Source organism: Marimonas lutisalis, from assembly GCF_005434965.1.
Classification (GTDB): Bacteria; Pseudomonadota; Alphaproteobacteria; order Rhodobacterales; family Rhodobacteraceae; genus Marimonas_A; species Marimonas_A lutisalis.
Genome location: NZ_SKCI01000001.1, coordinates 1,016,934 through 1,043,463, shown reverse-complemented (window position 1 = coordinate 1,043,463; position 26,530 = coordinate 1,016,934). Strand labels below are relative to the sequence as shown.

The 26,530-nt window shown below is 62.4% G+C and carries 27 protein-coding genes; 26 read left to right on the top strand and 1 reads right to left on the bottom strand.

Annotated features, from left to right (window positions below; genetic code table 11):
• The first annotated feature begins 91 nt into the window (after positions 1–91).
• The 14 genes from E0501_RS04995 to E0501_RS04930 all read left to right on the top strand — a co-directional run bounded on the left by E0501_RS04995 (position 92) and on the right by E0501_RS04930 (position 14,563).
• Complete coding sequence (locus E0501_RS04995; RefSeq protein ID WP_137700228.1) at positions 92–1,123, top strand: glycosyltransferase family 2 protein; 1,032 nt, start codon at positions 92–94, stop codon at positions 1,121–1,123.
• Positions 1,120–1,764, top strand: a complete 645-nt coding sequence (locus E0501_RS04990; RefSeq protein ID WP_137700227.1) for a sulfotransferase — start codon at positions 1,120–1,122, stop codon at positions 1,762–1,764. Before E0501_RS04995 ends, E0501_RS04990 begins: the two co-directional genes overlap by 4 nt.
• A complete protein-coding gene (locus E0501_RS04985; protein WP_137700226.1) occupies positions 1,764–4,163 on the top strand; it encodes a glycosyltransferase family 2 protein in 2,400 nt (799 codons plus the stop codon). Before E0501_RS04990 ends, E0501_RS04985 begins: the two co-directional genes overlap by 1 nt.
• Position 4,164: 1 nt before the next feature.
• A complete protein-coding gene (locus tag E0501_RS04980; protein WP_137700225.1) occupies positions 4,165–4,878 on the top strand; it encodes an FkbM family methyltransferase in 714 nt (237 codons plus the stop codon).
• Positions 4,879–4,882: 4 nt separating this feature from the next.
• Entirely contained in the window at positions 4,883–5,932 is a 1,050-nt protein-coding gene (locus E0501_RS04975) for a glycosyltransferase family 2 protein (RefSeq protein WP_137700224.1), read from the top strand.
• Positions 5,933–6,054: 122 nt separating this feature from the next.
• Positions 6,055–7,020 (top strand): phosphoadenosine phosphosulfate reductase, encoded by a 966-nt coding sequence (locus E0501_RS04970; RefSeq protein ID WP_137700849.1) that lies wholly within the window; start codon positions 6,055–6,057, stop codon positions 7,018–7,020.
• Positions 7,021–7,061: 41 nt separating this feature from the next.
• Entirely contained in the window at positions 7,062–8,096 is a 1,035-nt protein-coding gene (gene pyrC, locus E0501_RS04965) for a dihydroorotase (protein WP_137700223.1), read from the top strand.
• A 79-nt stretch (positions 8,097–8,175) separates the two neighbouring features.
• Positions 8,176–8,856, top strand: coding sequence for an orotate phosphoribosyltransferase (locus E0501_RS04960; RefSeq protein ID WP_137700222.1), 681 nt, complete (start codon positions 8,176–8,178; stop codon positions 8,854–8,856).
• A 185-nt stretch (positions 8,857–9,041) separates the two neighbouring features.
• Positions 9,042–10,529 carry a replicative DNA helicase gene (locus E0501_RS04955; protein ID WP_137700221.1) on the top strand — a complete coding sequence of 496 codons (1,488 nt, stop codon included), beginning with the start codon at positions 9,042–9,044 and terminating at the stop codon, positions 10,527–10,529.
• 3 nt (positions 10,530–10,532) lie between these two features.
• On the top strand, positions 10,533–10,961 hold the full coding sequence (locus E0501_RS04950) for a nuclear transport factor 2 family protein (protein WP_137700220.1): 429 nt from the start codon (positions 10,533–10,535) through the stop codon (positions 10,959–10,961).
• Between the two features lie 51 nt (positions 10,962–11,012).
• A complete protein-coding gene (locus E0501_RS04945; RefSeq protein ID WP_137700219.1) occupies positions 11,013–11,801 on the top strand; it encodes a DUF1194 domain-containing protein in 789 nt (262 codons plus the stop codon).
• A gap of 41 nt (positions 11,802–11,842) precedes the next feature.
• Complete coding sequence (gene alr / locus E0501_RS04940) at positions 11,843–12,880, top strand: alanine racemase (protein WP_137700218.1); 1,038 nt, start codon at positions 11,843–11,845, stop codon at positions 12,878–12,880.
• On the top strand, positions 12,877–13,659 hold the full coding sequence (locus E0501_RS04935) for an MlaE family ABC transporter permease (RefSeq protein ID WP_137700217.1): 783 nt from the start codon (positions 12,877–12,879) through the stop codon (positions 13,657–13,659). Before alr ends, E0501_RS04935 begins: the two co-directional genes overlap by 4 nt.
• A 157-nt stretch (positions 13,660–13,816) precedes the next feature.
• The gene (locus tag E0501_RS04930; protein WP_137700216.1) at positions 13,817–14,563 is read left to right on the top strand and encodes an ABC transporter ATP-binding protein; all 747 of its coding nucleotides are present in this window, start codon (positions 13,817–13,819) and stop codon (positions 14,561–14,563) included.
• Positions 14,564–14,736: 173 nt separating this feature from the next.
• Here the strand turns inward: E0501_RS04930 and E0501_RS04925 are convergent, their stop codons facing one another.
• On the bottom strand, positions 14,737–15,114 hold the full coding sequence (locus E0501_RS04925; RefSeq protein ID WP_137700215.1) for a hypothetical protein: 378 nt from the start codon (positions 15,112–15,114) through the stop codon (positions 14,737–14,739).
• Between the two features lie 484 nt (positions 15,115–15,598).
• On the opposite strand from E0501_RS04925, the gene arsB reads away from it, so the two are divergent.
• The 12 genes from arsB (at position 15,599) to E0501_RS04865 (ending at position 26,503) form a co-directional block, all read left to right on the top strand.
• Positions 15,599–16,606 carry an ACR3 family arsenite efflux transporter gene (arsB, locus tag E0501_RS04920; RefSeq protein WP_137700214.1) on the top strand — a complete coding sequence of 336 codons (1,008 nt, stop codon included), beginning with the start codon at positions 15,599–15,601 and terminating at the stop codon, positions 16,604–16,606.
• A 276-nt stretch (positions 16,607–16,882) separates the two neighbouring features.
• Positions 16,883–17,158 (top strand): hypothetical protein, encoded by a 276-nt coding sequence (locus E0501_RS04915; protein ID WP_137700213.1) that lies wholly within the window; start codon positions 16,883–16,885, stop codon positions 17,156–17,158.
• A 425-nt stretch (positions 17,159–17,583) separates the two neighbouring features.
• Positions 17,584–18,033 carry a paraquat-inducible protein A gene (locus tag E0501_RS04910; RefSeq protein WP_137700212.1) on the top strand — a complete coding sequence of 150 codons (450 nt, stop codon included), beginning with the start codon at positions 17,584–17,586 and terminating at the stop codon, positions 18,031–18,033.
• Between the two features lie 102 nt (positions 18,034–18,135).
• Positions 18,136–18,921, top strand: a complete 786-nt coding sequence (locus tag E0501_RS04905; protein ID WP_235857747.1) for a DNA repair protein — start codon at positions 18,136–18,138, stop codon at positions 18,919–18,921.
• Between the two features lie 113 nt (positions 18,922–19,034).
• Positions 19,035–20,399 (top strand): DNA repair protein RadA, encoded by a 1,365-nt coding sequence (radA, locus tag E0501_RS04900; protein ID WP_137700211.1) that lies wholly within the window; start codon positions 19,035–19,037, stop codon positions 20,397–20,399.
• Between the two features lie 29 nt (positions 20,400–20,428).
• Positions 20,429–20,992, top strand: coding sequence for a CvpA family protein (locus E0501_RS04895; protein WP_137700210.1), 564 nt, complete (start codon positions 20,429–20,431; stop codon positions 20,990–20,992).
• Between the two features lie 113 nt (positions 20,993–21,105).
• Entirely contained in the window at positions 21,106–22,590 is a 1,485-nt protein-coding gene (gene purF, locus E0501_RS04890; protein WP_193555873.1) for an amidophosphoribosyltransferase, read from the top strand.
• Positions 22,591–22,713: 123 nt separating this feature from the next.
• Positions 22,714–22,998: a hypothetical protein gene (locus E0501_RS21320; RefSeq protein WP_137700209.1), complete on the top strand. Its 285-nt coding sequence runs from the start codon at positions 22,714–22,716 to the stop codon at positions 22,996–22,998.
• A 31-nt stretch (positions 22,999–23,029) separates the two neighbouring features.
• Positions 23,030–23,671 (top strand): SDR family NAD(P)-dependent oxidoreductase, encoded by a 642-nt coding sequence (locus tag E0501_RS04880; protein ID WP_137700208.1) that lies wholly within the window; start codon positions 23,030–23,032, stop codon positions 23,669–23,671.
• A 142-nt stretch (positions 23,672–23,813) separates the two neighbouring features.
• Entirely contained in the window at positions 23,814–24,593 is a 780-nt protein-coding gene (surE, locus tag E0501_RS04875; RefSeq protein ID WP_137700207.1) for a 5'/3'-nucleotidase SurE, read from the top strand.
• A complete protein-coding gene (locus E0501_RS04870; protein ID WP_137700206.1) occupies positions 24,590–25,243 on the top strand; it encodes a protein-L-isoaspartate(D-aspartate) O-methyltransferase in 654 nt (217 codons plus the stop codon). Before surE ends, E0501_RS04870 begins: the two co-directional genes overlap by 4 nt.
• A 57-nt stretch (positions 25,244–25,300) precedes the next feature.
• Positions 25,301–26,503 (top strand): LysM peptidoglycan-binding domain-containing M23 family metallopeptidase, encoded by a 1,203-nt coding sequence (locus E0501_RS04865; protein WP_137700205.1) that lies wholly within the window; start codon positions 25,301–25,303, stop codon positions 26,501–26,503.
• Positions 26,504–26,530: the final 27 nt, after the last annotated feature.

The window sequence follows — 26,530 nt, the reverse complement described above, 5'->3', positions numbered from 1 at the left end:
ATGCTAAGACTTCCGGGCGAACCGGACGCAAAAGGCGGGCAGACATGATTACCAAGTGCGGCAGGGTGACCGGCGCGGCGGAGATGCAGTAATGCGTATCACGGCCGTGACATGTGTGAAAAACGAAGGCCCGTTCCTGCTGGAATGGATCGCCTTCAACCGGCTGATCGGCGTAACCGATCACCTTTTCTATTCGAATGACTGCACCGATGGCACCGACCGGCTGCTTGATGCGCTGCAGGCGCGCGGGCTGGTGCAGCACCTGCCCAACCCGGCGCAGGGGCGCAATTACCAGATGGAGGCGCTGAAAGACGCCAAGAAACGCGAAATCGTGACCGAGGCCGACTGGGTCTGGATCGCCGATGTCGATGAGTTCCTGAACATCCATGTGGGCGATCACACGATCCCGGCGCTGATCGAGGCCTGCGGCAATCCGCAAGCGATCTCGCTCACCTTCCAGTTCTTCGCCAATTGCGACATCGAGGCGTTCGAGGATCGCCCCGTGATCGAACAATTCACCCGTAGCCACAATCCAGACCTGTGGTGCGGCGAAACCGCGATCGAGGTCAAATCGCTGGTCCGGCATGATTTCCCGCTGAAATACTATGGCGCCCATCGCCCGTTCTTCCGCGACAAGCTGCCGAAAAAGAAACGCCCCGCCTGGACCGACGGCTCGGGGCGGGACGTGCCGCACCGCTTTCTCGTGGCGGCCAATCCGCGCCGCATCCGCAAGTTCCCGGCCCAGGGCGCGCGGGCTTTCGCCACGCTCAACCACTATGCGCTGCGCTCGCTCGACAGTTACCTGGTCAAGAATGACCGCGGTGACGTGAACCGCGAAAACCGCGCCTTCGATGACACCTACTGGCGCGAGCGCAATGACGATGCATTTCTCGACACCTCGATCCACCGCTATCTTCCGGCGCTGGAAACGGCGCTGGATGAATTGAAAAGCGACAGCGAAATCAAGGCCCTGCATAACGAAGCCGTGGCCCTTCACATCGCCAAGCGCGATACGCTTCTGGCGCAGGCGGCCTATCGCGAGATGCGCGACCAGCTGAAATCGGCCTCGAAACTGCCACCGCAGGAAGAGGCGATGCTGATCGAACTGGGGCTCGCGTCATGAACGATCCGATCGTCATCAATCTCGGCCTGCCGAAATCGGGCACCACCACGCTGGCCCAGGCACTGCGCAAGGCCGGCTTCAGGGTGGCCGACTATCGCATTCGCCGCCGCGACACCGAACAGCCCGCGCTGCGCGGCCGGTTCGTCGCCGGTCAGATGTACAAGGGCTATTTCGCCTCGGGCGATCCGCTGGAAACCTTGACCGAATTCAACGCCTTCACCGAGATCAGCATGATGCGGAAGGGCCATTCGATCTGGCCGCAGACAGATTGGGGCATCATCGACGCGCTGCGCCAGCATCACCCCGATGTGCGCTTCCTCGCCTCCGCGCGCGATCCGCAAGACCAGGCAATGAGCATGCTGCGGTGGTCGGACATGGGCACCGAACGCCTGCCCCGTTCGACCGTGCCGGGCCTGCCGCGCGGCTATGGCCAGACGACGCATGAACGCGCCAGGTGGATCGCCGCGCATCACGCCTTCCTGCGCAAGGTGTTCGAGGGCGACAGCGCCTTTCTCGAATATGACGTGGCCGATGCCGGCGCGCCGGCGAAGATTGGCGAATTTCTCGGGCGCGAGTTGCCGTGGTGGGGACGACTCAATGCCAATGATGGCGGCAAGACATCGAAACCCAGGGTGGCGTGATGCGTATCGTTGTGCATATCGGGATGGAACAGGTGGGCGCGCTGCGCCTGCAACAGGTGCTCGATTCCAAGCGCGAGCAGCTGATCTCGAAGGGCATCCTATATCCGCGTTCGCCCGGGCCCAAGAACCACACCCGGCTGTTCATGGCCGTAACCGATCCGCTGCACATCGACCCGCTGCGCTTCAACCGCGGCTACATCACCCTCGAGGCCCAGGCCGGCCTCTTCAACGAGGTGGCCGCGGGCCTGGCGCAGGAAGTGCAGGCCCACCGCCCCGAGCTCTTGATCCTCTCGGCCAGCCAGCTCGGCAGTTCACTCGCCCGCAAATCCGAGATCGAGCGGTTGAAGTCGCTGCTGGCGCCGCTTTCCGATGACATCCGCATCGTGGCCCATGTGGATGAACAGGCGCGGCTGCTGGCACGGCGCTACGGCGAACAGGTGCTCGAAGGCCGTGCGGCCCCGCTCGACATGGAACTCGAAATGGCCGGCACGCAGGACTGGTGGGATGACGCGCTGCTTGATGCGCATGAAATCGACCCGCAGGCGGGCCAGTTCCTCGAAACGCAGGCGCCGCCCTTCTGGCTCGATTACGCCCGGCTGGTGCAGCATTGGGAGGGCGTGTTCGGTGCCGGCTCCGTCACCCTGCGCCCCTATGACGCCGTGCGTTTCTATGGCCCCGAAGTGACCGAGGAGATCCGCGACAGCTTCGGCATCGAACCCACCATCGGCAAGGCCGAGCCCGAGGACATCCCGACCGAACCTTCGGCTGCCTGGCTCGCCCGTGCACGGCAACTCAACGCGTTGCTGCTCAAGGTTCTGGCCGGCCGGAAACGCATCCTGCCGCGCATGCTATGGCGGAAATTCATCAATGAAATCAGTATTGAAGGCGCACCAATTGATCCTGGCTCCCTGGCCGAGATTTCCGCGGCTTTCGCCGGTCAGAACGCCCAGCTACTCCTGGATCACCCGGCGCTCAGCGCGGCCTGCCTCGCCCCTGACACCGCGCAGGATTCCTGGCAGGAGGCCGATCCCGGCAATGGCTACCGCGCCTCGCAATACCTGCTCAGCTTCATGTGGCGCATCGACAAGGCCACCCGCGAGGAACGCAAGGCCAAGATGGCCGCGCTGGCCCGGCTGAACGGACAGACCCCGCCCGAAAGCGCCCCGACCGAAGCCGCCCCGACCGAAGCCGCCGCGCAGGGCGCCTGCGACGGGCTCAGCCCCGTGGCGCAGGAAATCATGCCGCCCTTGGCCAAGCAGAACTTCGCCAAGTTGCGCAGCTCGTCCTTCGCGCCGCACAACCGCATGGGCATGGTCAACGAGGAAGAGCTTGCCGCCGCCTATGCGCCCATCCCCCCGCGCGACCTGCCGCCGGGCAATTCCGGCAACGTGATCGTCGGCTGCATGAAGAACGAGGCCCCCTACATCGTCGAATGGGTGGCCTATCACCGCGCCATGGGCGTCGACAATTTTCTGATTTACACCAATGACTGCACCGACGGGACCAGCGAAATCCTCGACCGGCTGCAGGACATGGGCGTGCTCCAGCACCGCAATAACGACGCCTGGAAGGGCAACTCGCCCCAGCAATACGCGCTGAACCAGGCGCTGAAGGAAGACGTGATCAGGAACGCCGAATGGATCATCCATATCGACGTCGACGAATTCATCAACGTGCGCTGCGGCAACGGCACCCTGGCCGATTTCTTCGACCGCGTGCCGGATGCCACCAATGTCGCGATGACATGGCGACTCTTCGGCCATAACGGCGTGCGCGACCTCAGGGATGAGTTCGTGATCGAGCAGTTTGATACCTGCGCCCCGAAATTCTGCCCCAAACCCCACACCGTATGGGGTTTCAAGACGATGTTCCGTAACATCGGCGCGTATGAGAAGATCTCGTGCCACCGGCCGAACAAACTCGATGATGGCTTCAGGTCACTGGTGAAATGGGTCAATGGATCGGGCCAGGACATGACTCGCGAAGCCGCCGAAAAGGGCTGGCGAAACTCTAAGAAATCAATCGGTTACGATCTGCTTCAGCTCAACCACTACGCGCTCCGCTCGGCCGAAAGCTTCCTGATCAAGCGCCAGCGCGGCCGCGCGCTGCATGTCGACCGCTCGATCGGGCTCAACTACTGGATCCGCATGGACTGGTCCGATTTCCGCGACATCACGATCAAGCGCAACACGCCGCGCCTGCGCGCGGAATACGACCGCCTGATGGCCGATGAAACACTGCGCGGTTGGCACGAAAAGGGCCTCGCCTGGCACCGGGCCAAGGCCGACGAACTGCACGAAATCCCCGAATTTCAGGAGCTTTACGACCAGGCTCTGAAAATCAAACTGACCGAGATCGAGCGCGTCGCCTACGCCCTCGCTCTCGACATGGAGAGCTGACATGGACGCAAGCACCCCCACCGCACCGGCCGAGGCCCAAGCCGTGATTATGTCACGCGGCCTGAAATTCCCCAAGCATCCGGCGGTAAACAGGCCGCGCATCCGCAAGGCCCTGCGCCAGAACACCTATGAGGGGCTCGAGGCCGACGCGGTGATGAAGATCGCCCGCGAAGGCGACACGGTGATCGAGCTTGGCGCCGGCATCGGCTACATCTCGACACTGATCGCCGCCAAGAAACCGGTGAAGGAAATCCACTCCTTCGAGGCCAACCCCCACCTGATCGACTACATCCGCTCGGCCCATGCCGCCAACAACGTCACCAACGTAACCGTGCACAACGCCATCCTGGCGCCCCAGACCTCCGCGCCGGTCGATTTCTACGTCCGCCAGAACCTGCTGGCCTCCTCGCTCGACAAGGATGCCACCAACACCGCCGCCATCACCTCGGTCGAAAAGGTCGAGGTACGCGACATCAACGAAACCTTTGCCACGCTGCAACCTGACGTGCTCGTTTGCGACATCGAAGGCGCCGAGGCCGATATCCTGCCCGCTCTGAACTATGACGGGCTGCGCGCCGCCGTTCTGGAACTGCACCCGCAATGGATCGGCGCCCCCGGCGTTCGCGCCGTGTTCGAGGCGATGCACCGCGCCGGGCTCACCTATTTCCCGCGCTGGTCGCACCGCAAGGTCGTGGTTTTCCGCCGCGAATGGTAAGCCATTGAAAATCCTCGCCGTTCTTACCGTCCGCAACGAAGGCGCCTTTCTTCTCGAATGGCTGGCCCATCATCGCGCGGCCGGCGTGACCGATTTCCTGGTTTTCTCGAACGATTGCGACGACGGCACCGATACCATGCTCGACCGGCTGGCCGAAATGGGCTGGCTCACCCACATCCGCAACGACGGCCCGCATGACAAGGGCGGTATCCAGTTCACCGCGATGAAACTGGCCGACAAGACAGCGCAGGTGCGCGCGGCCGACTGGATCATCACGCTCGATGTCGATGAATTCATCAATATCCACGTGGGCGATCACACCATCCCCGCCCTGCTGGCCGCCCTGCCCCATGCCACCGCGATCACCCTCACCTGGCGGCTTTTCGGCTCCTCCGACATCGTCCGCTTCCAGGATATCCCGGTGACCGAGCAGTTCACCCGCGCCGCCCCCGCCATCCTGCACTGGCCCTGGCGCGCGTCGATGTTCAAGACGCTGTTCCGCAATGATGGCACCTACGCCAAGCTCGGCGTGCACCGCCCCCGCAGCCCCGATCATGACCGCCTGCACCAGGCCCGCTGGTTCGATGGCGAAGGCCGCGAACTGCCACCGCAGTTTCACAAGCGCCAGATCTTCTCGCCCTTCGGCCGCCCGAATTATGCACTCGCCCAACTCAACCACTATCCCCTTGGTTCGATGGAGAATTTCGTGATCAAGGCCGATCGCGGCCGCGCCGTGCATGACAGCCAGATGCTCGACATCGACTACTGGGTCGAACGCAATTACAACATCGAAACCGACACCACGATCTCGGCGCTCGCGCCCGCGCGCGGCACGCAACTCAGCGCGCTAAAGGCCGACCCGCAGCTGGCCGACCTGCACGCCGCTGCCGTCGCTTGGCGCAAGGCGCGCTTCCTCGAACTGCTGGCAGATGAACCCTATCGCGCGCTCTTCGGGCGGTTGTTGCAAACCCCGCCAACGCGGCCGGTATCGCCCGATGCCGCGCGCTTCCTGCTGCAGCAGGCCAACGCCGCGCGCGCCCGCCAGGGCCAGTAGTTGGCGCGGAAACAGCCCGAAAACCCCACGGTTTTTCCCAAAATCCGCCTGATTTCCCACCTATCCCTTGCCCCAAACAAGGACCGGTGCGCCAACGCGCCGGCGTGGCAAAGGCAGTCAAGATGCAGGATACGCCGAACACATTCGAAGCGCCGCCCATGGCCGGGCTGGACAAGGCCGAGTGGCTCACCCGTCTCGCCGACGTGGCCGAAGAGCAGGGCCATTTCCAGCCGCTTGGAAAGCGCCACCTCGCCGCCTTCGTCGATGCCGGCTCCACCCTGCTCGTCACATTCGAATCGATCCAGGGCATCCAGGCGCTGTCCGAAACCGGCCAGCCGCTGGGCTGGGACACGGTCAAATCGCTCGGCTGGTCCTGCCTTTCGCTCATCTCCGAAGGCGACACCTGGTTCCGCGATCCCCAGGTCTATGGCTATTTCGACCGCCTGATCGATGACGGGTTCTTCGACGAATTCGACAATATCCTTTTCTACGGCGCCGGCCCCTGCGGCTATGCCGCCGCCGCCTTCTCGGTGGCCGCCCCCGGCGCCACGGTGGTCGCGATCCAGCCCCAGGCCACGCTCGATCCGCGCGTGACTGAATGGGATGACCGTTTCACGCATATGCGCCGCACCTCCTTCACCGATCGCTACGGCTATGCCCCCGACATGATCGATGCCGCCGACCACGCTTTCATCCTCTACGACCCCGAGGTCGAGCTCGACGCGATGCATACCGCGCTCTTCACCCGCCCCAACGTGCAGAAATTCCGCCTGCGCTACATGGGCTCCGCCGTCCAGTCCGAACTGATCGAGATGCAGGCGCTTCTGCCGCTCCTCCACAAGGCCGGCACCGGCAAGCTCGACACGCTCGGCTTTGCCCGCCTCCTGCGCGCGCGCCGCACCCACCCGCCCTACCTGCGCGGGGTGCTCGCCGCCATCGATCAGCAGGACCGCCCCTGGCTGGCCACCATGGTCTGCCGCAACGTGCTGCGCCGCCTCGACCAGGCGCCCCGCTTCGCCCGCCGCCTCAAACAACTCGAGCGCGAGGCGAAGAATGGTCATTTCGAAATTCCGCCCGCCCGGCTCTAAGCCCACTGGAAAGCCGCCCCGCTTTGCGCTAATCGGCGGGCATGCAACAGATCACCATCCGCCGCCCCGACGATTGGCACCTGCACCTGCGCGACGGCGCGATGCTGCAGGGCGTCCTGCCTGAAACCACCCGGCATTTCGCCCGCGCCATCATCATGCCCAACCTGGTGCCGCCCGTGGTCACCGGCGCCGATGCCGCCGCCTATCGCGATCGCATCCTCGCGGCCATACCCGATGGCGCCGATTTCACCCCGCTGATGACGCTCTACCTGACCGAGGATACCGACCCCGACGATCTCGCTGCCGCGCATGCCTCGGGCCTCGTCACCGCCGTAAAGCTCTACCCGGCCGGCGCCACCACCAATTCCGCCTCGGGCGTGCGCGACTTCGACAAGGTGCGCCCGGTGCTCGAACGGATGGCCGAAATCGGCTGCCCGCTCTGCGTGCACGGAGAAGTCACCGACCCCGACATCGACATCTTCGACCGCGAAGCCGTGTTCATCGACCGCGTGCTCGACCCGGTCCGCCGCGCGACCCCGGGCCTGCGCGTCGTGATGGAACACATCACCACCCGCGACGGCGCCGACTACGTCGCCTCGAACGACACCGATCTCGGCGCGACGATCACCGTCCAGCACCTGGTCCTCGACCGCAACGACATGCTCGTCGGCGGCATGCGCCCGCATTACTACTGCCTGCCGATCCTCAAACGCCGCGAGCACCGCGATGCCCTCCTCAAGGCGGCAACCTCGGGCGATCCCCGCTATTTCCTCGGAACCGACAGCGCGCCGCACCCCACCCATGCCAAGGAAAGCGAATGCTGCTCGGCCGGCTGCTTCACCGCGCCCAATGCGCTCTCCATTCTCGCCGACACGTTCGAAAAGGCCGGCGCGCTCGACAAGCTCGAAGGTTTCACCTCGCTCCACGGCCCCGCCTTCTACGGCCTTCCCGTCAACGAGGATACCATCACCCTGACCAGGGGCGCCCCGGTCACCTGGCCCGCCAGGATCGAAACCGGCGATGGCCCCGTCACCGTCTTCGACCCGGGCTTCCCGGTGCACTGGTCCGTGACCTGATCTTTCATCTTGCCGCAAATATCCCGGGGGTCCGGGGGCAGCGCCCCCGGGTCTCGCCACCAGCACAAAGGCCCGCAAAATGATCCCGTCCTCTTACCCCCCGCGCGAAGAAATCGCCCGCCTCACCGCCCGCATGCTGCTCGAAATCCAGGCCGTGCATTTCAACGCGCGCGAGCCCTTCACGCTGGCCTCCGGCCTGCCCAGCCCCACCTATATCGACTGCCGCAAGCTCATCTCCTTTCCCCGCATCCGTTCCACGCTGATGGATTTTCTCACTGTCACCGTGATGCGCAACGCAGGCTTCGAGGCCTTCGACAACGTCGCCGGCGGCGAAACCGCGGGTATCCCCTTTGCCGCACTGGTCGCCGAACGCATGGCCCTGCCGATGACCTATGTGCGCAAGAAGCCGAAGGGCTATGGCCGCAACGCCCGGATCGAGGGCGCGATGGCCGAGGGTGAGCGCGTGCTTCTGGTCGAGGACCTGACCACCGATGGCGGCTCCAAGCTCTCCTTCGTCGATGCAATCCGCGACACCGGCGCCACCTGCGGCCACACCGCGGTGATCTTCTATTACGGCATCTTCCCCGAAACCGAGACAACACTGGGAGATCACGGCGTCGCCCTGCATTACCTCTGCACCTGGTGGGACGTGCTGGCCGAGGCCCGCGCGCAAGGCGCCTTCGACGAGGAAACCCTCGCGGGCGTCGAGGCGTTTCTCAACGATCCGCGCAAATGGCAGGACGACCACAAGGCGCCGTAAAGGTTTCCGTAACGTCACCCAAGGCGGGTTCTCGCCGAAAAACCACGAAATCTTGACGCGAGGCGCCGCCATGCGTCAAGATCATGTGGCCCGGGTTTATCCACAAACTACCCACACAAACATACAATTTGCCCTCGCCGCGGGCGATTGCGTATGTCACGTCCCGGGGAAATCAGAGTGGAATCATGAACGAAGTCGCAGCCTTCAATCCGACCGGGGCCGAGATCCAGAACCCCGACACGATGCCGCATTCGATCGAGGCCGAGCAGCAGCTGCTCGGCGCGATCCTGACCAATAACGATGTCTACGACCGCGTCGCCGCGATCATCGGCCCGCAGCATTTCTACGATCCCGTCCATGCCCGCATTTTCGAAACCGCCGCGGCGCGGATCGCCAAGAACAATCTCGCCTCGCCGGTGACGCTCAAGGCGTTCTTCGAGGATGACGAGGGCCTGAAAGAGCTGGGCGGCCCGGCCTATCTCGCCCGTCTCGCCGGCGCGGCGATCTCGGCCTTCGCGGTCAAGGACTATGCCCAGATGATCTATGATCTCGCCGTTCGGCGCGATCTCATTCGCCTGGGCCATGACATCTCGGCCAAGGCCGCCAAGGTCGATGTCGCCTCGGAACCCAAGGAACAGATCGTCGAGGCCGAACAGGCGCTTTACAAGCTTGCCGAGCAGGGCCAGTCCGAAGGCGGTTTTCAAAGCTTTCTCAAGGCAGTAACAGACGCTGTTAACGTCGCGAACGCGGCCTACCAGCGGGAAGGCGGCCTCGCCGGCGTGCCCACGGGGCTCATCGATCTCGATGGCAAGCTCGGCGGGCTGCACAAGTCCGACCTGCTCATTCTCGCCGGTCGTCCCTCGATGGGGAAAACCTCGCTTGCAACCAATATCGCCTTCAACATCGCCAAGGCCTATCGCCGCGGCCTGCGCCCCGATGGCACCGAGGGCGCGGTGGAAGGCGGCGTCGTCGGCTTCTTCTCGCTCGAGATGAGCGCCGAACAGCTGGCCGGCCGGATCCTCGCCGAGGCCTCGGAAATCTCCAGCCACAAGATCCGCCAGGGCGACATGGACGAAAGCGAATTCCGCCGCTTCGTCGATGCCGCGAAAGAGCTCGAAGCCTGCCCGCTCTTCATCGACGACACCGCTGCCATCCCCATCGCGCAGCTGGCCGCGCGGGCGCGGCGGCTCAAGCGCACGCACGGGCTCGACCTCTTGATTGTCGACTACCTGCAGCTCGTGCGCGGCATGTCCGACAACCGCGTGCAGGAGATCGGCGAGATTTCCATGGGCCTCAAGGCCATCGCCAAGGAGCTCAATATCCCCGTGCTGGCGCTCTCGCAGCTTTCGCGCCAGGTCGAAAGCCGCGACGACAAGCGCCCGCAGCTCTCGGACCTGCGCGAATCCGGCTCGATCGAGCAGGACGCCGACGTGGTCATGTTCGTCTTCCGCGAGGAATACTACGTCGAACGTGAAAAGCCGTCTGATGAACGGCTCGACGAAATGGCCGAATGGCAGGACCGCATGGCGCGCCTGCACGGCAAGGCCGAGGTGATCATCGGCAAGCAGCGTCACGGCCCCATCGGCACGGTCGAGCTCAGCTTCGAAAGCGAATTCACCCGCTTCGGCAACCTTGTCAAACCCTGGCAGCAGGGCAGCGATCAGGAGTTCTGAGCCATGTCGATCCATGCCTTCATGTCCGCCTACAAACGGGTCTGGGAAGGCCAGGACAGCGAAGGCTTCGCCGATCTGTTCACGCCGGACGGTCAATATTGGAATACGCCGTTCCAGTGTCAGGACAGCTGGCAGTTGCGCAAAACCTACTGGGACCGGATCAAGCTTCAGCAGGATATCACGCACACCAACACGGTGCTGGGCGAAACCCCGGACGGCGGCTTTGCCCATTGGCATGTCGAATACCAGGTCGCCTCGGAAGAGCTGTTTGAAATCTGGGCCAAATCCACCGGCACCGGCCTGCCCGATCGCCAACCCGGTGACCCGCTGCCGCGCATGATTCTCGATGGAACGCTCATTGGCCGGTTCGACGCCGCTGGGCGCGCCACCGAAGTACGCATCTGGTGGCACTCGACCGCTCAGATGCCCTGAACCGCGCAAATGTGACTCGACAGTACCGCCCCGCCGCGCCTCAATAGGTGCATGCGTGCAGTCCTGCTTCTTCTTCTCTCCCTCATCTCCGCGCCCCTACGCGCCGAAGAAGAGGTTGACGTAGAACTGTTCCTCGCCGTCGACGTCTCCCGCTCGATGTCGCTGGCCGAGCTGGAAATCCAGCGCCGCGGCTATGCCGAGGCGCTGCAGAGCCCCGACGTGATGGAGGCGATCACCGGCGGCATGATCGGCACCATCGCCGTGACCTACGTCGAATGGGCCGGCGCCGGCAGCCACAACACCGTCGTCCCCTGGACCCGCATCGCCACCCCCGCCGATGCCGCGCAGGTGGCCGATACGATCACCTCCAGTTTCGAGCAGAACCTGCGCCGCACCTCGATCTCGTCGGCGCTCCTGCTGGCGGAGCGCTCGATTTCAAAAAATGATTTCAAAGGCTTGCGCCGCGTCATTGACGTCTCGGGCGACGGCCCCAACAACTCCGGCCCGCCCGTCACCGCCGCCCGCGACCGGGTGCTTTCGCGGGGCATCATCATCAACGGCCTGCCCCTGATGACCCGCGATGCGCTCTCCGACATGTGGGGTATCGCCGATCTCGACGCCTACTATCGCAACTGCGTCATCGGCGGGCCCGGCGCCTTCGTCATCCCGGTCTATGACTGGTCGGAATTTGCCACCGCCGTGCGCCGCAAGCTGGTTCTGGAAATCGCCGGCCTGCCGCGCGCGCCCCGCGCCAGGGTCCTCCCCGCCGCGGCCTATGATTGCATGATCGGCGAAAAAATCTGGGAGCGGAACATGAACCGCTACTGGCAGGAACCCTGAATTCCCCTTGACCCCGCGCCAAACCGTGGCATGAACCCGTCATGGCGACCGGCAAACTCACAATCGATCTCGACGCGCTCACAACAAACTGGCGCTCTCTCGCGGGGATGAGCGCGGGGGAAACCGGTGCCGTGGTCAAGGCCAACGGCTATGGCCTCGGCATCGAACGCGTGGCACGCGCGCTGGCCCGCGCCGGCGCCGGCCGTTTCTTCGTCGCCGTGGCCGAGGAAGGCGCCGACCTGCGCCACGCCCTGGGCCCGGGCCCCGAGATCAACGTGATGTCCGGCCACATGCCCGGCGATACCGACATGATCGCCGATCTCGCCCTCACCCCGATGATCAACTCCTTTCCCCAGCTCCTGCGCCATGTCGAGGCGCTGCCCGGCGCGCCGTTCGGTATCCAGCTCGATACTGGCATGAACCGCCTAGGGATGGAGCCCGGCGAGTGGGCTGCCGTGCGCGAGATCGCCGTGGCGCAGAACCCGACGCTGATAATGTCGCACCTCGCCTGCGCGGACGAACCCAATCACGACATGAACCAGCAACAGCTCCGCCAGTTCATCGAGATGACCGAGGGGCTCTCGATCCCCCGCTCGCTCGCGGCCACGGGCGGCATTCTGCTGGGCAAGGACTATCACTTCGATCTCACCCGCCCCGGCGTGGGCCTTTTCGGCGGCCGCCCCTTCGACCTCGCCAGCGCCGTGGTCAGCCTCGACCTGCCGGTCATCCAGGTGCGTGATCTCGAACCGGGCGAAACCGTGGGCTACGGCAACAGCTGGACGGCCAGCACCCCCACCCGCGTCGCCACCGTGTCGGGCGGCTATGCCGATGGCATCCACCGCATCCTGTCGAATACCGGCCAGTTCCATTTCGGTGACACCCCCTGTCCGATCCTCGGCCGCGTCTCGATGGACCTGATCGGCGTCGACGTCACCCACCTGGACGAGGACCCGGCCGAACTTACCCTGATCGGCGAACACCAGGGGGTCGATGATATCGCCGACATGGCCGGCACCATCGGCTATGAAATCCTCACCTCGCTCGGGGCGCGCTACAACCGGCGCTATATCGGCGGATGAGCCTGTCCGCCCCCCTTGCCCGGCTCGGTCGCACGGTCCTGGGCATGCTCGCGATGGTCGGGCGCGTGGCGCTATTTGCCATCTCCACCGTCACGCATCTCTTCCGCCCGCCCTTCTACGGGCGCGAATTCCTGCATGCGCTGCTGCAGATCGGCTGGCTGTCCCTGCCCGTCGTGGGCCTCACCGCGCTCTTCACCGGCGGCGCGCTGGCGCTGCAGATTTATGCCGGCGGTTCGCGCTTCAATGCTGAATCCGTCGTGCCCTCGATCGTCGCCATCGGCATGACGCGCGAACTGGGCCCGGTTCTGGGCGGCCTCATGGTCGCGGCCCGCGTCGCCTCTTCGATCGCCGCCGAAATCGGCACCATGAAAGTGACCGAGCAGATCGACGCCCTTGTCACGCTCTCGACCCACCCGATGAAATACCTCACCCTGCCGCGCGTTCTGGCCGCCACGCTGGCGCTGCCGGTGCTGGTGGGCGTGGGCGATGCCATCGGCATCATGGGCGGCTATCTCGTCGGCATCACCCGGCTCGAGTTCAACGCCGCCGCCTACCTGAAAAACACCGCTGATTTTCTCGAAGCCTGGGACGTGATCTCGGGCCTGATCAAGGGCGCGGTCTTCGGCTTCATCGTCGCCACGATGGGCTGTTTCTACGGCATGCACTCCGGCCGCGGCGCGCAGGGCGTGGGCCGGGCGACCAAATCCGCCGTGGTCGCGGCCTCCGTGCTGATCCTCGCCGCCAACTACATCCTGACCGAACTGTTCTTCTCGGCATGATCCGGATCGCTCTCATATCCCGCCCCTGCGGCCTGCACCGCGCCCCCGCTTCATCTTGCCGGACATACTCCGCGGGTCACCTGTGGATGCGCCATTGGTCCGAGTGTCCAATGGCGACGGGCAGCGCCCCGGTCAACGCCAACCACGGGCACCGCCCATGATCGAGCTCACTGACGTCCACAAGGCTTTCGGCTCCAACAAGGTGCTGCGCGGGGTCAACCTCTCCATTCCCCGCGGCACCTCGATGGTCATCATCGGCGGCTCGGGCACAGGCAAATCGGTGCTGCTGAAATGCATCCTCGGCCTCGTCACGCCCGACAGCGGCACCATCCGCGTCGATGGGCAGGATGTGAACACCGGCGACCGCGATGCCTTCCTCGCTCGTTTCGGCATGCTGTTTCAGGGCGGCGCGCTGTTTGACTCGCTCACCGTCTGGCAGAACGTCGCCTTCCGCCTGCTGCGCGGTTCGCTCAAACGCCCCAAGCTTGAGGCGCGCGAGATCGCCATCGAGAAGCTCCGCCGCGTCGGGCTCAAGCCCGAGGTGGCCGATCTCTTCCCGGCCGAGCTGTCGGGCGGCATGCAGAAACGCGTGGGCCTCGCCCGCGCCATCGCCGCCGAACCCGAGATCATCTTCTTCGATGAACCCACCACCGGGCTCGATCCGATCATGGCCGGCGTCATCAACGAGTTGATCCGCGAAATCGTCACCGAAATGGGCGCCACCGCGATGACCATCACCCACGACATGTCCTCGGTGCGCGCCATCGCCGACAACGTGGCGATGCTGCATGACGGCGTCATCAAGTGGACCGGCCCGGTCGCACAGATGGACAATTCCGGCGATCCCTATCTCGATCAGTTCATCCACGGCCGCGCCGAAGGCCCGATCGAAGCGGTGCGCTGACTTGAAGCCACTCAGTCTTGGTGTGGACGTTTGGCCCCGTGGCAAATGATCCATATCCAAATCGGATGCGCCCGCACGGTGGCACTGCGGATATTTCTGCTGTTGGCTCTACCCGCGGGATCCGGCTGTTTCCGGCAGCCATGCCCACACTCGAGGGCGAGACGCAGGGCAACCTATTTCGCCCGCAAGCCCAGGGTAACCGGGAACCTGTGTCCCTCCTCGTTCAGCATGAATTTCAGTCCGCGGTTTTCGACAAAAACCCTGCAACCGGTTTCATCAAAACTTAGGTGGAGACAAACCTGTCCATCCGTTCTGATCCCGAAGCGACCAAGCAGAATGATTTCACTTCCAGAACGGGAAGCATCGTATGATCGCTTACGGAAATAGGTCTCTGTCTTTTGGTTCGGATGCGTCAGTGGAAGGCCAAAGTTAGGTTCAACACTCGCCCAGGGCTTTTGTGCATCACGCGAATAGGAAAAATTCTGTTCTTCTGCTGCAGATGGGGTGCCCTGCGCCACCGGCAACCCAAGAAAAAGCAAGGCGACCAGCAAGGTCTTTGTATGCGCAAGAGGCATTTGCGGCTTTTCGCAGTCGCTATGCCTCGATCTGACCCTTGCGAACATCGTTCCTCTGCTTTTCAAGTTGGCAGGTCGAAGGTTTAGAGAACCAAACGTTCCGTAGTCTCGAACTTTCAGTGATCTCAAAGGACACTGCAAGTACCATTAATCGGGGCAACTTGATCGGCTGTGCTCCAGTGGTACTGGGCAACGTGTCAGTCCTCATCCCCCCCCCCTGCCTTCACCCCGGCGCGCAGTCTGTCCAAACCGGTCCATTTCAGGCAAAATCGCACCGCCGCCCTGGCTGGATTGCCGGAATAGATTTTGGAAAGCCATATGGACTCCCGCTACGGGCTCAAAGATGCCGTTCGCTGCAATCTCGAAGGGCGTCTGCTTTGCGGGACAAAGCGGTCGTTTTATCCGCCCAGACCCATGCAACCTCTCGACTTCTTTTGGCCGGAACCGTATCGATCAGACCATGAGTATCTTCGAGAGGTATCTTTCCGTTTGGGTCGCGCTGGCTATGGCTGGCGGTATCCTAATCGGAAGTACCGCGCCGACTTTGGTCAAGGCGGTCGCGGCTACTGAAGTTGCCAGCGTGAACTTAGTCGTCGCGCTCCTGATCTGGGCGATGGTCTACCCAATGATGGTGGGTGTCGATCCAGGCAGTCTGCGCGACGTGTTGAAGCAGCCCAAGGGCTTGGCCATCACGCTTGTGGTGAACTGGCTGATCAAGCCTTTCACAATGGCAGCGCTTGGCGTGTTGTTTTTCGAGGTGGTGTTCGCAGATCTAATCGGACCCGAAGATGCTCAGCAATACATTGCAGGACTCATCCTGCTCGGCGCGGCGCCTTGCACGGCAATGGTCTTCGTCTGGTCGCAGTTAACCCGTGGTGATGAAAGCTACACGCTCGTTCAAGTATCAGTGAATGACGTGATCATGGTTTTCGCCTTTGCGCCCATAGTCGCCTTTCTTCTCGGGGTTACCGATATTGAGGTGCCTTGGGAGACGCTTGTGCTCTCTGTGATCCTCTTTGTCGCGTTGCCGCTGGCCGCGGGTATCTGGACTCGGAAGCGGCTGGGAAGTTCGTCCCGGATCGAGGCTTTCCGCGAGCGGATCAAACCTTGGTCCGTCGTGGGCCTGATCGCGACAGTGGTGATCCTTTTCGGCCTCCAAGGTCAGGTCATTCTGGAGCGCCCGCAGGTCATCGTCCTGATTGCGACACCAATTCTTCTCCAATCTTACGGCATCTTCGCACTGGCCTATGCCGCGGCTTACGCCCTACGCGTTCCACACAGGATTGCAGCACCCTGCGCCCTGATCGGAACCTCCAATTTTTTCGAACTCGCTGTCGCCGTTGCGATCAGCCTATTCGGCCTTAACTCGGGCGCAGCACTTGCTACAGTTGTCGGAGTTCTTGTCGAGGTCCCAGTGATGCTCTCACTGGTGGCTTTTGCAAACCGCACAAGAAGTAGCTTTGCATAGCATCCGCCTTGCTACGCGAGCAGCTGGCGGGCGGATCATGTGCAAGAAATTTGCCGGAGCCTCGGTAACGAAAGGCTGGCGGAGACATTTCTGGGCAAGAATTGCGGCTGATCTTGAGGTAAGCTGAGATGTGCGCAGGGACTTAATAGGCGTCCCGTCAGGGTAGGTCCGAAAGGAACTCTCATGGGCAAATCGAAGAGTCTATTGATACTAGTCGGGTTCGCAGTACTCCTTTGGGCGTATTGCGGAGGTCTGATTGCGGTGGGCAGATCGCTAATGAGCATGGATGCGACTTTGGTTTTTCATGCAATCGGCGCGCCAGTTGGAGCGGCCATAGCCGCTTGGTTCTATCACCGCTGGTTTGCACAGTTTGGCGCTGTCGCGACGGCACTGACGTTTTTGGGCGTCGCGGTTTTTCTCGATGTGTTTGTCGTGGCAATGTTTATTGAGAAAAGCTTTGAAATGTTCACAAGTCCGATCGGAACATGGGTCCCTCTTGCCTTGATATTCATCGTGACCGCCGCTGTCGGTAGAATTGTGCGTCGGGAATAGACAAGTCCGCGTTCGGCTCTTAGCCGCCGTTCGTTACAAGATATTCGCATGCCAGCTTTGGGACCGCAGACTCGACGCCCTCGCTGCCCTCCGCGTTGCCCCGCCAGAAAGAAAGGGACAGGTGCGGACCGAGGCCTGGCGTGTTTCGTTGTGACCTTTGAGGCCTTACTGAAAAATGCGAAAACCCATTGCCATTTTGCCCCATGAGGTAGTTCGTTAACCGATCGTCACGGTGGGGTAACGAACGCCCCATCCGGCCCGATTCCCGGCAAGCGCTACACCCGGCAGCCGGATGTCAGCCGGGAGTCATACGCATGTCACCCCCCTGTTTTCACCCCGAAAAATGGTTAACCCGGCGCTTGCCAGCCCCGCTCTGCCCCCCTAGGTAGCAGGAATTGCGCCCGTTTCTTGCCCGTGGAGGCCCCATGCTGCGCCTTGTTAACCTGTCGCTGATCATCCTGTTTCCAATCGCGTGGTTCGCGCCGCTGATGCGCGCCGGGCTGGGCCTGCCGCTCTTCGGCCTGTCGGAAATCAGCGTGATCTCGGGGCTGCAAAGCCTGTGGGAGTCGGATGTTTTCCTCGCGCTCCTGGTCACCTTCTTCGCGCTTTTCGCGCCCTACATGAAAACCATCGGGCTGGGCCTTCTGCATTTCGGCCTCCTGTCGAACAAACTGCTGCCGGTACTGCATATCCTGGGCAAGCTGGCGATGGCCGACGTTTTTCTCATCGCGCTCTACATCACGCTGAGCAAGGGAATCGGGTTCGGCAAGATCGAAACCGCCTGGGGCCTCTATCTCTTCACCGCCTGCATCCTCACCTCCCTTGCCATCGGCCTTCTGACGGAACGAAAAGGCCGTTTTGGGCAGACTGTATAGAATCGGGAAACAATCGGGATTCCGGGAGCCCTGCAATCTCGCTTGCGGCTTGATTTTTTCGGGGGTTTTTTCTGCCGATGGGCGTATTCTCGCCGCTGTAGTATGTTACTCGACTTCCTGGGGCGATGTCATGGTCCCAACACCCGCGCCGCCGCAACCATATTTTCGTTTCTCAATCACCGGCTGGCTTTTGGTCTTATGTTATTGTTATCGTTTGCACTTTTGACAGCCACGGCCCTGTCAGCTATTGGCTATTGGCCCTGGATTGAACTGCAGGTCATGATGGGTAGGCAAACCGTGGAAAACGCGGGCATGTATGCACAAATCGGACTCACCATCCTTGCAGTTCTGCTGGCTTCTTTCCTTTCATCCATGCGCCGTGTCATGGCGCTTGAAACATCACACCGGGATTTTTCCATTGGAATTGAAGACGTTGCGCGGGCCTACCACCATGCTCACGCAGCAGACAGGGTCGGGACGTTCAGTCTGAGCTCCGAATTCGAGACGATGCGTGAACGCCTGACATACCTGCGCGCTCATCCCGATCTCGAGCAGATGGAACCCGAACTCCTCGAATTGGCGGCTCGGATGAGTTACATCTCCCGCGACCTCGCGGAGACGTATTCCGACGAAAACGTCGTGCGCGCGCGCGACTTCCTGCGGCAGCGTCAACAGGAAGTGGAACGGTTCAACAAGCGTCTAGACGAGGCAAAAACCATCCACAACGAGCTCAAGCACAGGCTTATTCAGTTGGAGTTGGAAGAAAGCGTCGCGGCGGCACAATTGGAGCGGCTGCGCGATGAATTTCTTGTCATTCTCCCGGAGATGGGCATCGAAACGATTGAGCGAAAGCGCAAGGTAATCGACTTGCCCCGCGCGGCTGAATAGAACGACCACCGTTGCGGACAGCCGCCCCGCGACCATACCTCTCAACTACGTCGCCGGCGTTGGACGCACTTTGAGGTTTGACGCAGCGCGCGTGCTCATGCATCACCCAAAGCATGGCAAAATCATCAAGCTTCTCCTGCACCGCCTGTGGCGCAACATTCAACAAGTGGTCCGGCCGCTGCGATGCCTGCGGAGAGTGGAACACGATCGTGGAAGAACGTCCGCTTTCCTCGGGACCGACCTCCAAATCGCTTGGGGCAAAGCGCGGCACTTCGATAACGCTCAGCGATCTCGGCGCAGTGGAAGCCCCACCTCCACGCACCGAGAGCGGCCTGGGAGAGCTTGATCGCGTCCTTGGTGGCGGCCTCGTACCGGCTTCGGCTACTCTGGTTGGCGGCGATCCGGGTATCGGAAAATCCACGCTCCTGCTCCAGGCAGCAGCCCACTTTGCCCGCAAGGGCTTGAAAACGATATACGTTTCGGGCGAGGAGGCCAGTGCCCAGGTTCGCATGCGGGCCGCGCGCCTGGATCTGTCCGACGCGCCGGTACAACTCGCTGCCGAGACCAATCTGCGTGACATCCTGACCACGCTCGAGGCTGAGCGACCGGGTCTGGCGATCATCGACTCGATCCAGACAATGTGGGCTGACAATGTCGACAGCGCCCCCGGCTCTGTCAGCCAGGTACGCGCCGCGGCGCATGAACTTACCAGCTTCGCCAAACGCATGGGAGTTTCCGTGATTCTCGTGGGTCACGTCACCAAGGAGGGACAGATCGCCGGTCCGCGCGTTGTCGAGCACATGGTAGACACGGTCCTGTACTTCGAAGGCGAGCGTGGGCATCAGTTTCGCATCCTTCGTGCCGTGAAAAACCGTTTTGGTCCGGCCGACGAAATCGGCGTTTTCGAAATGACGGGCAATGGTTTGTCCGAAGTATTGAACCCGTCGGCACTCTTCCTGTCCGAACGCGGCGATCCCTCACCCGGATCCGTTGTCTTTGCCGGCATCGAGGGAACGCGGCCTGTTCTCGTTGAATTTCAGGCGCTTGTCGCGCCCTCTTCACTTTCGCAACCTCGGCGCACCGTTGTTGGGTGGGACAGCGGACGCCTGGCAATGATCCTCGCCGTGCTCGAAGCGCGATGCGGCATCCCGTTTGCCGGGCTTGACGTGTATCTGAACGTCGCGGGCGGCATGAAGATCACCGAACCTGCCGCTGATCTTGCCGTGGCGGCCGCCCTGCTTTCGGCACGCGAAGACGCCAGCCTGCCCGCAGACACGGTTGTCTTCGGCGAGATCAGCCTTTCGGGCGCACTTCGCGCGGTCAGTCAGGCGGAAAACAGGTTGAAAGAAGCGCAAAAACTTGGTTTCACGTCTGCCATCACGCCTTCGGGGGGCAAATCCGCTGGAGTGGACGGTCTTCGCCTGACCAGGATGGGGGACCTTACGACATTCGTGGGCGAAGTGTTCGGTGCCGGCTGATCCGGCCGAGAAAAAGAAGAAGGACGGACATGGAAGGCTTTACCATCATCGACGGCGTTGTCGCCCTGGTTATCGTGATCTCGGCGCTTCTGGCCTACTCCCGCGGTTTCGTGCGCGAAGCGCTGGCCATCGCCGGCTGGATCGTGGCCGCGCTTCTGGCGTTCATGTTCGCCCCTCAGGTCCAACCGCTGATCAAGGAAGTCCCGGTCATCGGATCGTTCCTGAATGACAGCTGCGAGTTATCGATGATCGGGGCTTTCGCAGCTGTTTTCGCCGTCGCGCTTGTGATTGCCTCGCTGTTTACACCCTTGTTTTCCTCGCTCGTACAGCGATCGGCGCTCGGCGGACTCGACCAGGGTCTTGGCTTCCTGTTTGGTGTGGCGCGTGGTGTGCTGCTCGTGGCGATCGCGTTTTTCGTCTACGAAACCGTGATCACCAGCCAGGACATCCAGATGATCGACGACAGCCGCTCGCATCGGGTGTTCGGCCGGATGACATCGCGCATCGAAGAGGGCAATCCGGAGGAAGCCTTGGGGTGGATCACGCGCCAGTACGAAGAACTGGTCGGCGTATGCAGCCAACCAGAGCAGTAAGCAGGCGGTTTCGCCCGCATGCAGCGCCCGGTGCAATTCGACGCATGCGCGCGGATGTGATCCTTTCGTGACATGTGCGGCATGACCCCTTATGACGGGAGACAAGCGAACTGATGGATTCGGAGCTGCCCGACTTGTCCCGCCCCCTGCCCCCCGCGCACCCGTTCGACGACGACAAACTCAAGGAAGAATGTGGCGTCTTTGGCGTGATCGGTGTCACCGACGCCGCCAATTTCGTGGCGCTTGGGCTGCATGCCTTGCAGCACCGTGGCCAGGAAGCTGGCGGCATCGTCAGTCACGACCCCGAACAGGGCTTCAACAGCGCCCGTCGCTTCGGCTATGTGCGTGACAACTTCACCAAGCAGTCCCTGATGGAAACCCTGCCCGGACCGTTGGCCATCGGCCACGTGCGTTACTCCACGGCCGGATCGAAAGCGGCGCAAATTCGCGATGTTCAACCGTTCTTCGGCGAGTTTTCAATGGGCGGCGCGGCAATCGCGCATAACGGCAACATCACCAACGCCGACGCCCTGCGGCGCGAGTTGATCGAGCGTGGCTCGATTTTCCAAAGCTCGTCGGACAGCGAATGCATCATTCACCTGATGGCGCGTTCTCTTCAACGAAACATACCTGAACGGATGCAGGATGCCCTGCGACGGGTCGAAGGCGCGTTTTCCATCGTTGCCATGACCCGCACCAAGCTTATCGGCGTGCGCGATCCCCTGGGTGTGCGCCCGCTGGTTCTGGGCCGCATCGGGGACGGTTGGGTTCTCAGTTCCGAGACCTGCGGCCTTGACATCATCGGCGCTGAATTCGAACGCGAGATCGCTCCGGGCGAAATGGTCGTCATCAATGAGGACGGCGTAGAAAGCCACTTTCCCTTCCGGCGGCAGAAGCCACGTTTCTGCATCTTCGAACATGTCTACTTTTCCCGCCCCGACAGCATCATCGGCGGGCGCTCGGTTTACGAAACACGACGGCAGATCGGAGTTGAACTGGCGCGCGAGGCGCCCGCCGAAGCCGATATCGTCTGCCCGGTGCCAGACAGCGGCACCCCGGCTGCGATTGGCTTCAGCCAAGAAAGCGGCATTCCCTACGCCATGGGGATCATCCGCAACCAATACATGGGGCGCACCTTCATCGAACCGACCGAGCAGATCCGCAACATGGGTGTGCGGCTCAAGCTCAACGTCAACCGTGCCCTGATCAAAGGCAAACGGGTCGTTCTGGTCGATGACAGCGTGGTGCGCGGCACCACCAGCCGCAAGATCAAGGAAATGATCCTCGATGCCGGGGCAAAGTCTGTGCATTTCCGCATCGCCAGCCCGCCAACGGCCTGGCCATGCTTTTACGGCGTCGACACGCCGCAGCGCGAAAAACTCCTTGCCGCGACGATGAGCGAAGAGGAGATGCGCGAACACCTTGCCGTCGACAGTCTCAAGTTCATTTCGCTTGACGGCCTTTACCGTGCGGTCGGCGAAGCTGCGGGTCGTGACGCCGACAGCCCGCAATATTGCGATGCGTGCTTCTCGGGCGAATACCCGGTTGCCCCCTCGGACATGATCGAAAAAGGGTTTGAGCTGAAAGCCGCCGAGTGACCATGGGTCAGCTGAGCGGCTTTGCGCCTGCCAGCGTGCCATTCACTGCAAGGCCGCTTTCGGCCAGCCTGGAATCCGATTAACGGGGCTCTTCCCAAATCCAAATCGGAAGAGACAATCGAAATGGCGCAACCCAAACCTGGCCGCGCGGGCGAAATTGCGACGCAATCCGCGCGAATCCCCGCGCGTGAAACGATTTTACTTGGCACGTTTGGCGAAGCAGAAAACCCCGGGGCGCTGCTACGCCTGGCAAATGGTAGCGTCGCGAGACTCAGCGTTGGCGATCCGCTAGAAGGTGGTCGGATCACAGCGATTTCATCTGATGGTGTTCTGGTTCAGAAGGCCGGCTATACCCGTCGCATCACTCAACCGCGTTTGCGCTCGACGGGCGCACGCACAGGGGGTTGACCTTGGCGTTCAATGCGCCCAAACCGCGCCTATGAACACGAAAATAGCCCTTATCACCGGTGCATCCCGCGGTCTTGGCGCGGGCCTGTCCCTTGCTCTGGCTGAAACCCACCACATCGTCGCCGTCGCACGGACCACCGGCGCCCTTGAAGAACTGGACGACAAGATCCAGGCCATGGGCGGCCACGCCACGCTGGCGCCGATGGACATCACCAACCCCGATGCCATGGCACAACTCTGCCGCAGCATTTACGACCGGTGGGGCAGCATCGACATCTGGGCGCATACGGCAATACACGCGGCCCCGCTGTCCCCGGCGAACCATATCGACGCCAAGGACTGGGACAAGTCGGTATCGATCAACGTGACCGCGACTGGCGTGTTGATCACCTATGTGGCCCCCCTGCTGGGCGACAAAGGTACGGCGCTTTTCTTTGATGACCCGCGCGCAGGACAGAAATTTTTCGGGGCCTACGGCGCAACCAAGGCTGCGCAAATCGCCCTGGCGCACAGCTGGGCCGCAGAAACTGCCAAGTCAGGCCCGAATGTGCATGTGCTCCAGCCTAACCCAATGGGCTCGGCGACCCGGGCACGTTTTTTCCCGGGCGAAGACCGCGACGCGCTGCCCACGCCGGGCCAAGAAGCCAAGCGCCTTATCGGGCTGATTGGCTAACAAGGCCCGCACCCATCCGGGTGAAGAGTTTTTAGCACATCCTGAACCGAACCCGTGCAGGGGCTGATGGGAATGGGCAAATTGTCTGGTTCTGCGGGCAACCTAGACGCTATAGAACCAAAGACAGACAGAAGGACGACAGATGCGCATCCTCATCACGAATGACGACGGGATCAATGCTCCGGGGCTTGAGGTCATGCACGAGATCGCAACGGATCTGGCCGGCCCCGACGGTGAGGTCTGGACCGTTGCTCCTGCGTTCGAACAATCCGGAGTTGCGCATTGCATCAGCTACACCCACCCGATGATGATCGCGAAACTGGACGATCGCCGCTATGCCGCCGAGGGCAGCCCCGCGGATTGCGTCATGGCCGGGCTTCATGACGTACTCGAGGATCGCCCCGACCTGATCCTTTCGGGGGTGAACCGGGGCAACAACTCGGCACAGAATGCTCTTTACTCAGGCACGCTTGGCGGCGCGATGGAGGGGGCACTTCAAGGCATTACATCTCTTGCCCTGTCTCAGTATCTTGGGCCGCAGAACTTTCATGCCGATGACCCGTTCGAGGCCGCGCGCGTGCACGGTGCCGGCCTGATCCGCCGCATTCTTGATGCCGCACCGGACGCCGAGCCAGACTACCGGCTTTTCTACAATATCAACTTTCCGCCCGTGTCGGCCCGCAACGTCCTTGGGACACGCGTGGCGACGCAGGGCTATCGCCGCAACGTGCATTTCACGGTCGAACCGCATCACTCTCCCTCAGGGCGCAAATTCCTCTGGGTCAGCGGTGGCGAACAGCACAGGCCGACCGAACCGGGCAGCGATGCCGCCTTCAACCTCGAAGGGTATATTTCGGTCACGCCGATGCGCGCCGACCTGACCGCGCATGATTGCATGGAAGATTTCAAGGCAATCGAATGAGCGGCTTCGACGACAGCGCGGAACGCAAGATGCAGTTCCTATTTGCCCTCAGATCGAAGGGCGTGACCGATACGCGTGTTCTCGCGGCAATGGAAACCATCGACCGGGGCCCCTTCGTTCGCGGACTTTTCGCTGAACGGGCTTACGAGGATATGCCCCTTCCGATCGCTTGCGGGCAAACTATATCGCAGCCCTCCGTCGTCGGCCTTATGACGCAGGCACTGGGCGTCAGCCCTCGGGACAAGGTACTCGAAGTTGGAACCGGGTCCGGCTATCAGGCTGCCATACTCAGCCAGTTGGCGCGGCGCGTCTACACAGTGGACAGACATCGGCGACTCGTGCGCGAAGCAAGCGAGATTTTCCGCGATCTCGACCTGACCAACATCACAGCAATGACCGCCGATGGAAGCTTTGGCCTGCCCGAGCAGGCACCCTTTGACCGCATCATCGTGACTGCCGCTGCGGAAGACCCACCAGGCCCGCTCTTGGCCCAACTGAAAATCGGGGGTATCATGGTTGTGCCGGTGGGCCAGTCGGACGCGGTGCAGCACCTGATCAAGGTGACGCGCACGGATAACGGGCTCGAGTATGATGAGTTAAGACCGGTGCGTTTCGTGCCCCTGCTGGAAGGGCTTGGCAAGGACACCTGACGCGGGACACGTAGAAGCGAAGCCCCGGGCTACATGGGGCAGCATGAGGATGTCGAGATGAGTATCAAGCACCCCGCTGGCCGGGTTTTTCTCTTGAGCAGCGCCCTGGCGCTTCTGGCGGGCTGTGACGAACCGCTGGACCTGGATCTGCGGGGCGCGTTCGGAGCCGGGTTGAATACGGCTGAGGCGGCGCGCACGGCGACGGCGGACAGGCCGCGGCCGGACGACCGGGGGATCATTTCCTACCCGAACTACCAGGTCGCTGTGGCGCGCCGTGGCGACACGCTGGCTGATGTCGCGGCCCGGGTGGGTACGGATGCGGCTGCGCTGGCAAGGTATAATGGTTTGCAGGTAAACGATAATTTGCGACCCGGAGAGGTCGTGGCGCTGCCGGGGCGGGTGGCGGAACCGTCGCCGGCGACGGGCTCGCCCACGACGGGGCCGATCCAGCCGCCGGGCGTGGACATCACCACGCTGGCCGGCGGCGCGATCGACCGCGCCGGCGAGCAACGAGTTCAAACGACCGCGCTGGCGCCGGCGTCGAGCGCAGAAAACTCTAATATTGCCAGAGGCTTAGAGCCCAAACGGCATAAGGTGGTGCGGGGTGAGACGGCCTATACGATTGCGCGGCTATACGGTGTCAGCGTGCGCTCGCTGGCCGAGTGGAACGGGCTGGGCAGCGACTTTGCGATTCGCGAAGGCCAGTTCCTGCTGATTCCGGTGCCCGACACCCCCGCACCCAAGCGCGCGGCCGGCACGACGGAGACGGAAATGCCGGGCGCGGGCACGCCCACGCCCACGCCACCGAGCGCGACACAACCCCTGCCGGCGGAGACGACAAAACCGGTTGCCCAGGCCAAGGCGCAGGAACCCGTAACAGCCCCGGACCTGGGCCAGTCCCAGGCCAGCAAGGGCAAGTTGGGCTACCCCGTACAGGGCAAGATTATCCGTGAATATTCAAAGGGTAAGAACGACGGCATCGACATCGCCGCCGGTGCCGGAACCGCCATTGGCGCGGCCGAGGCGGGCAGCGTCATCTACATCACTCAGGACACCGACGACGTACCGATCATCCTGGTCAAGCACGCCAACGAGCTGACCACGGTCTATGCCAATGTCGACAACATCGCCGTGAAGAAAGGCGACAAGGTGCGCCGTGGGCAGAAGCTCGGCAGCATCCCTGCGGGTCAGAGCTCCTACGTGCATTTCGAGGTGCGCAAGGGCCTCGAGAGCGTCGATCCCCTGCCCTATCTTCAATAATCCCTGACCAGACGGTCCCGGCGGGTT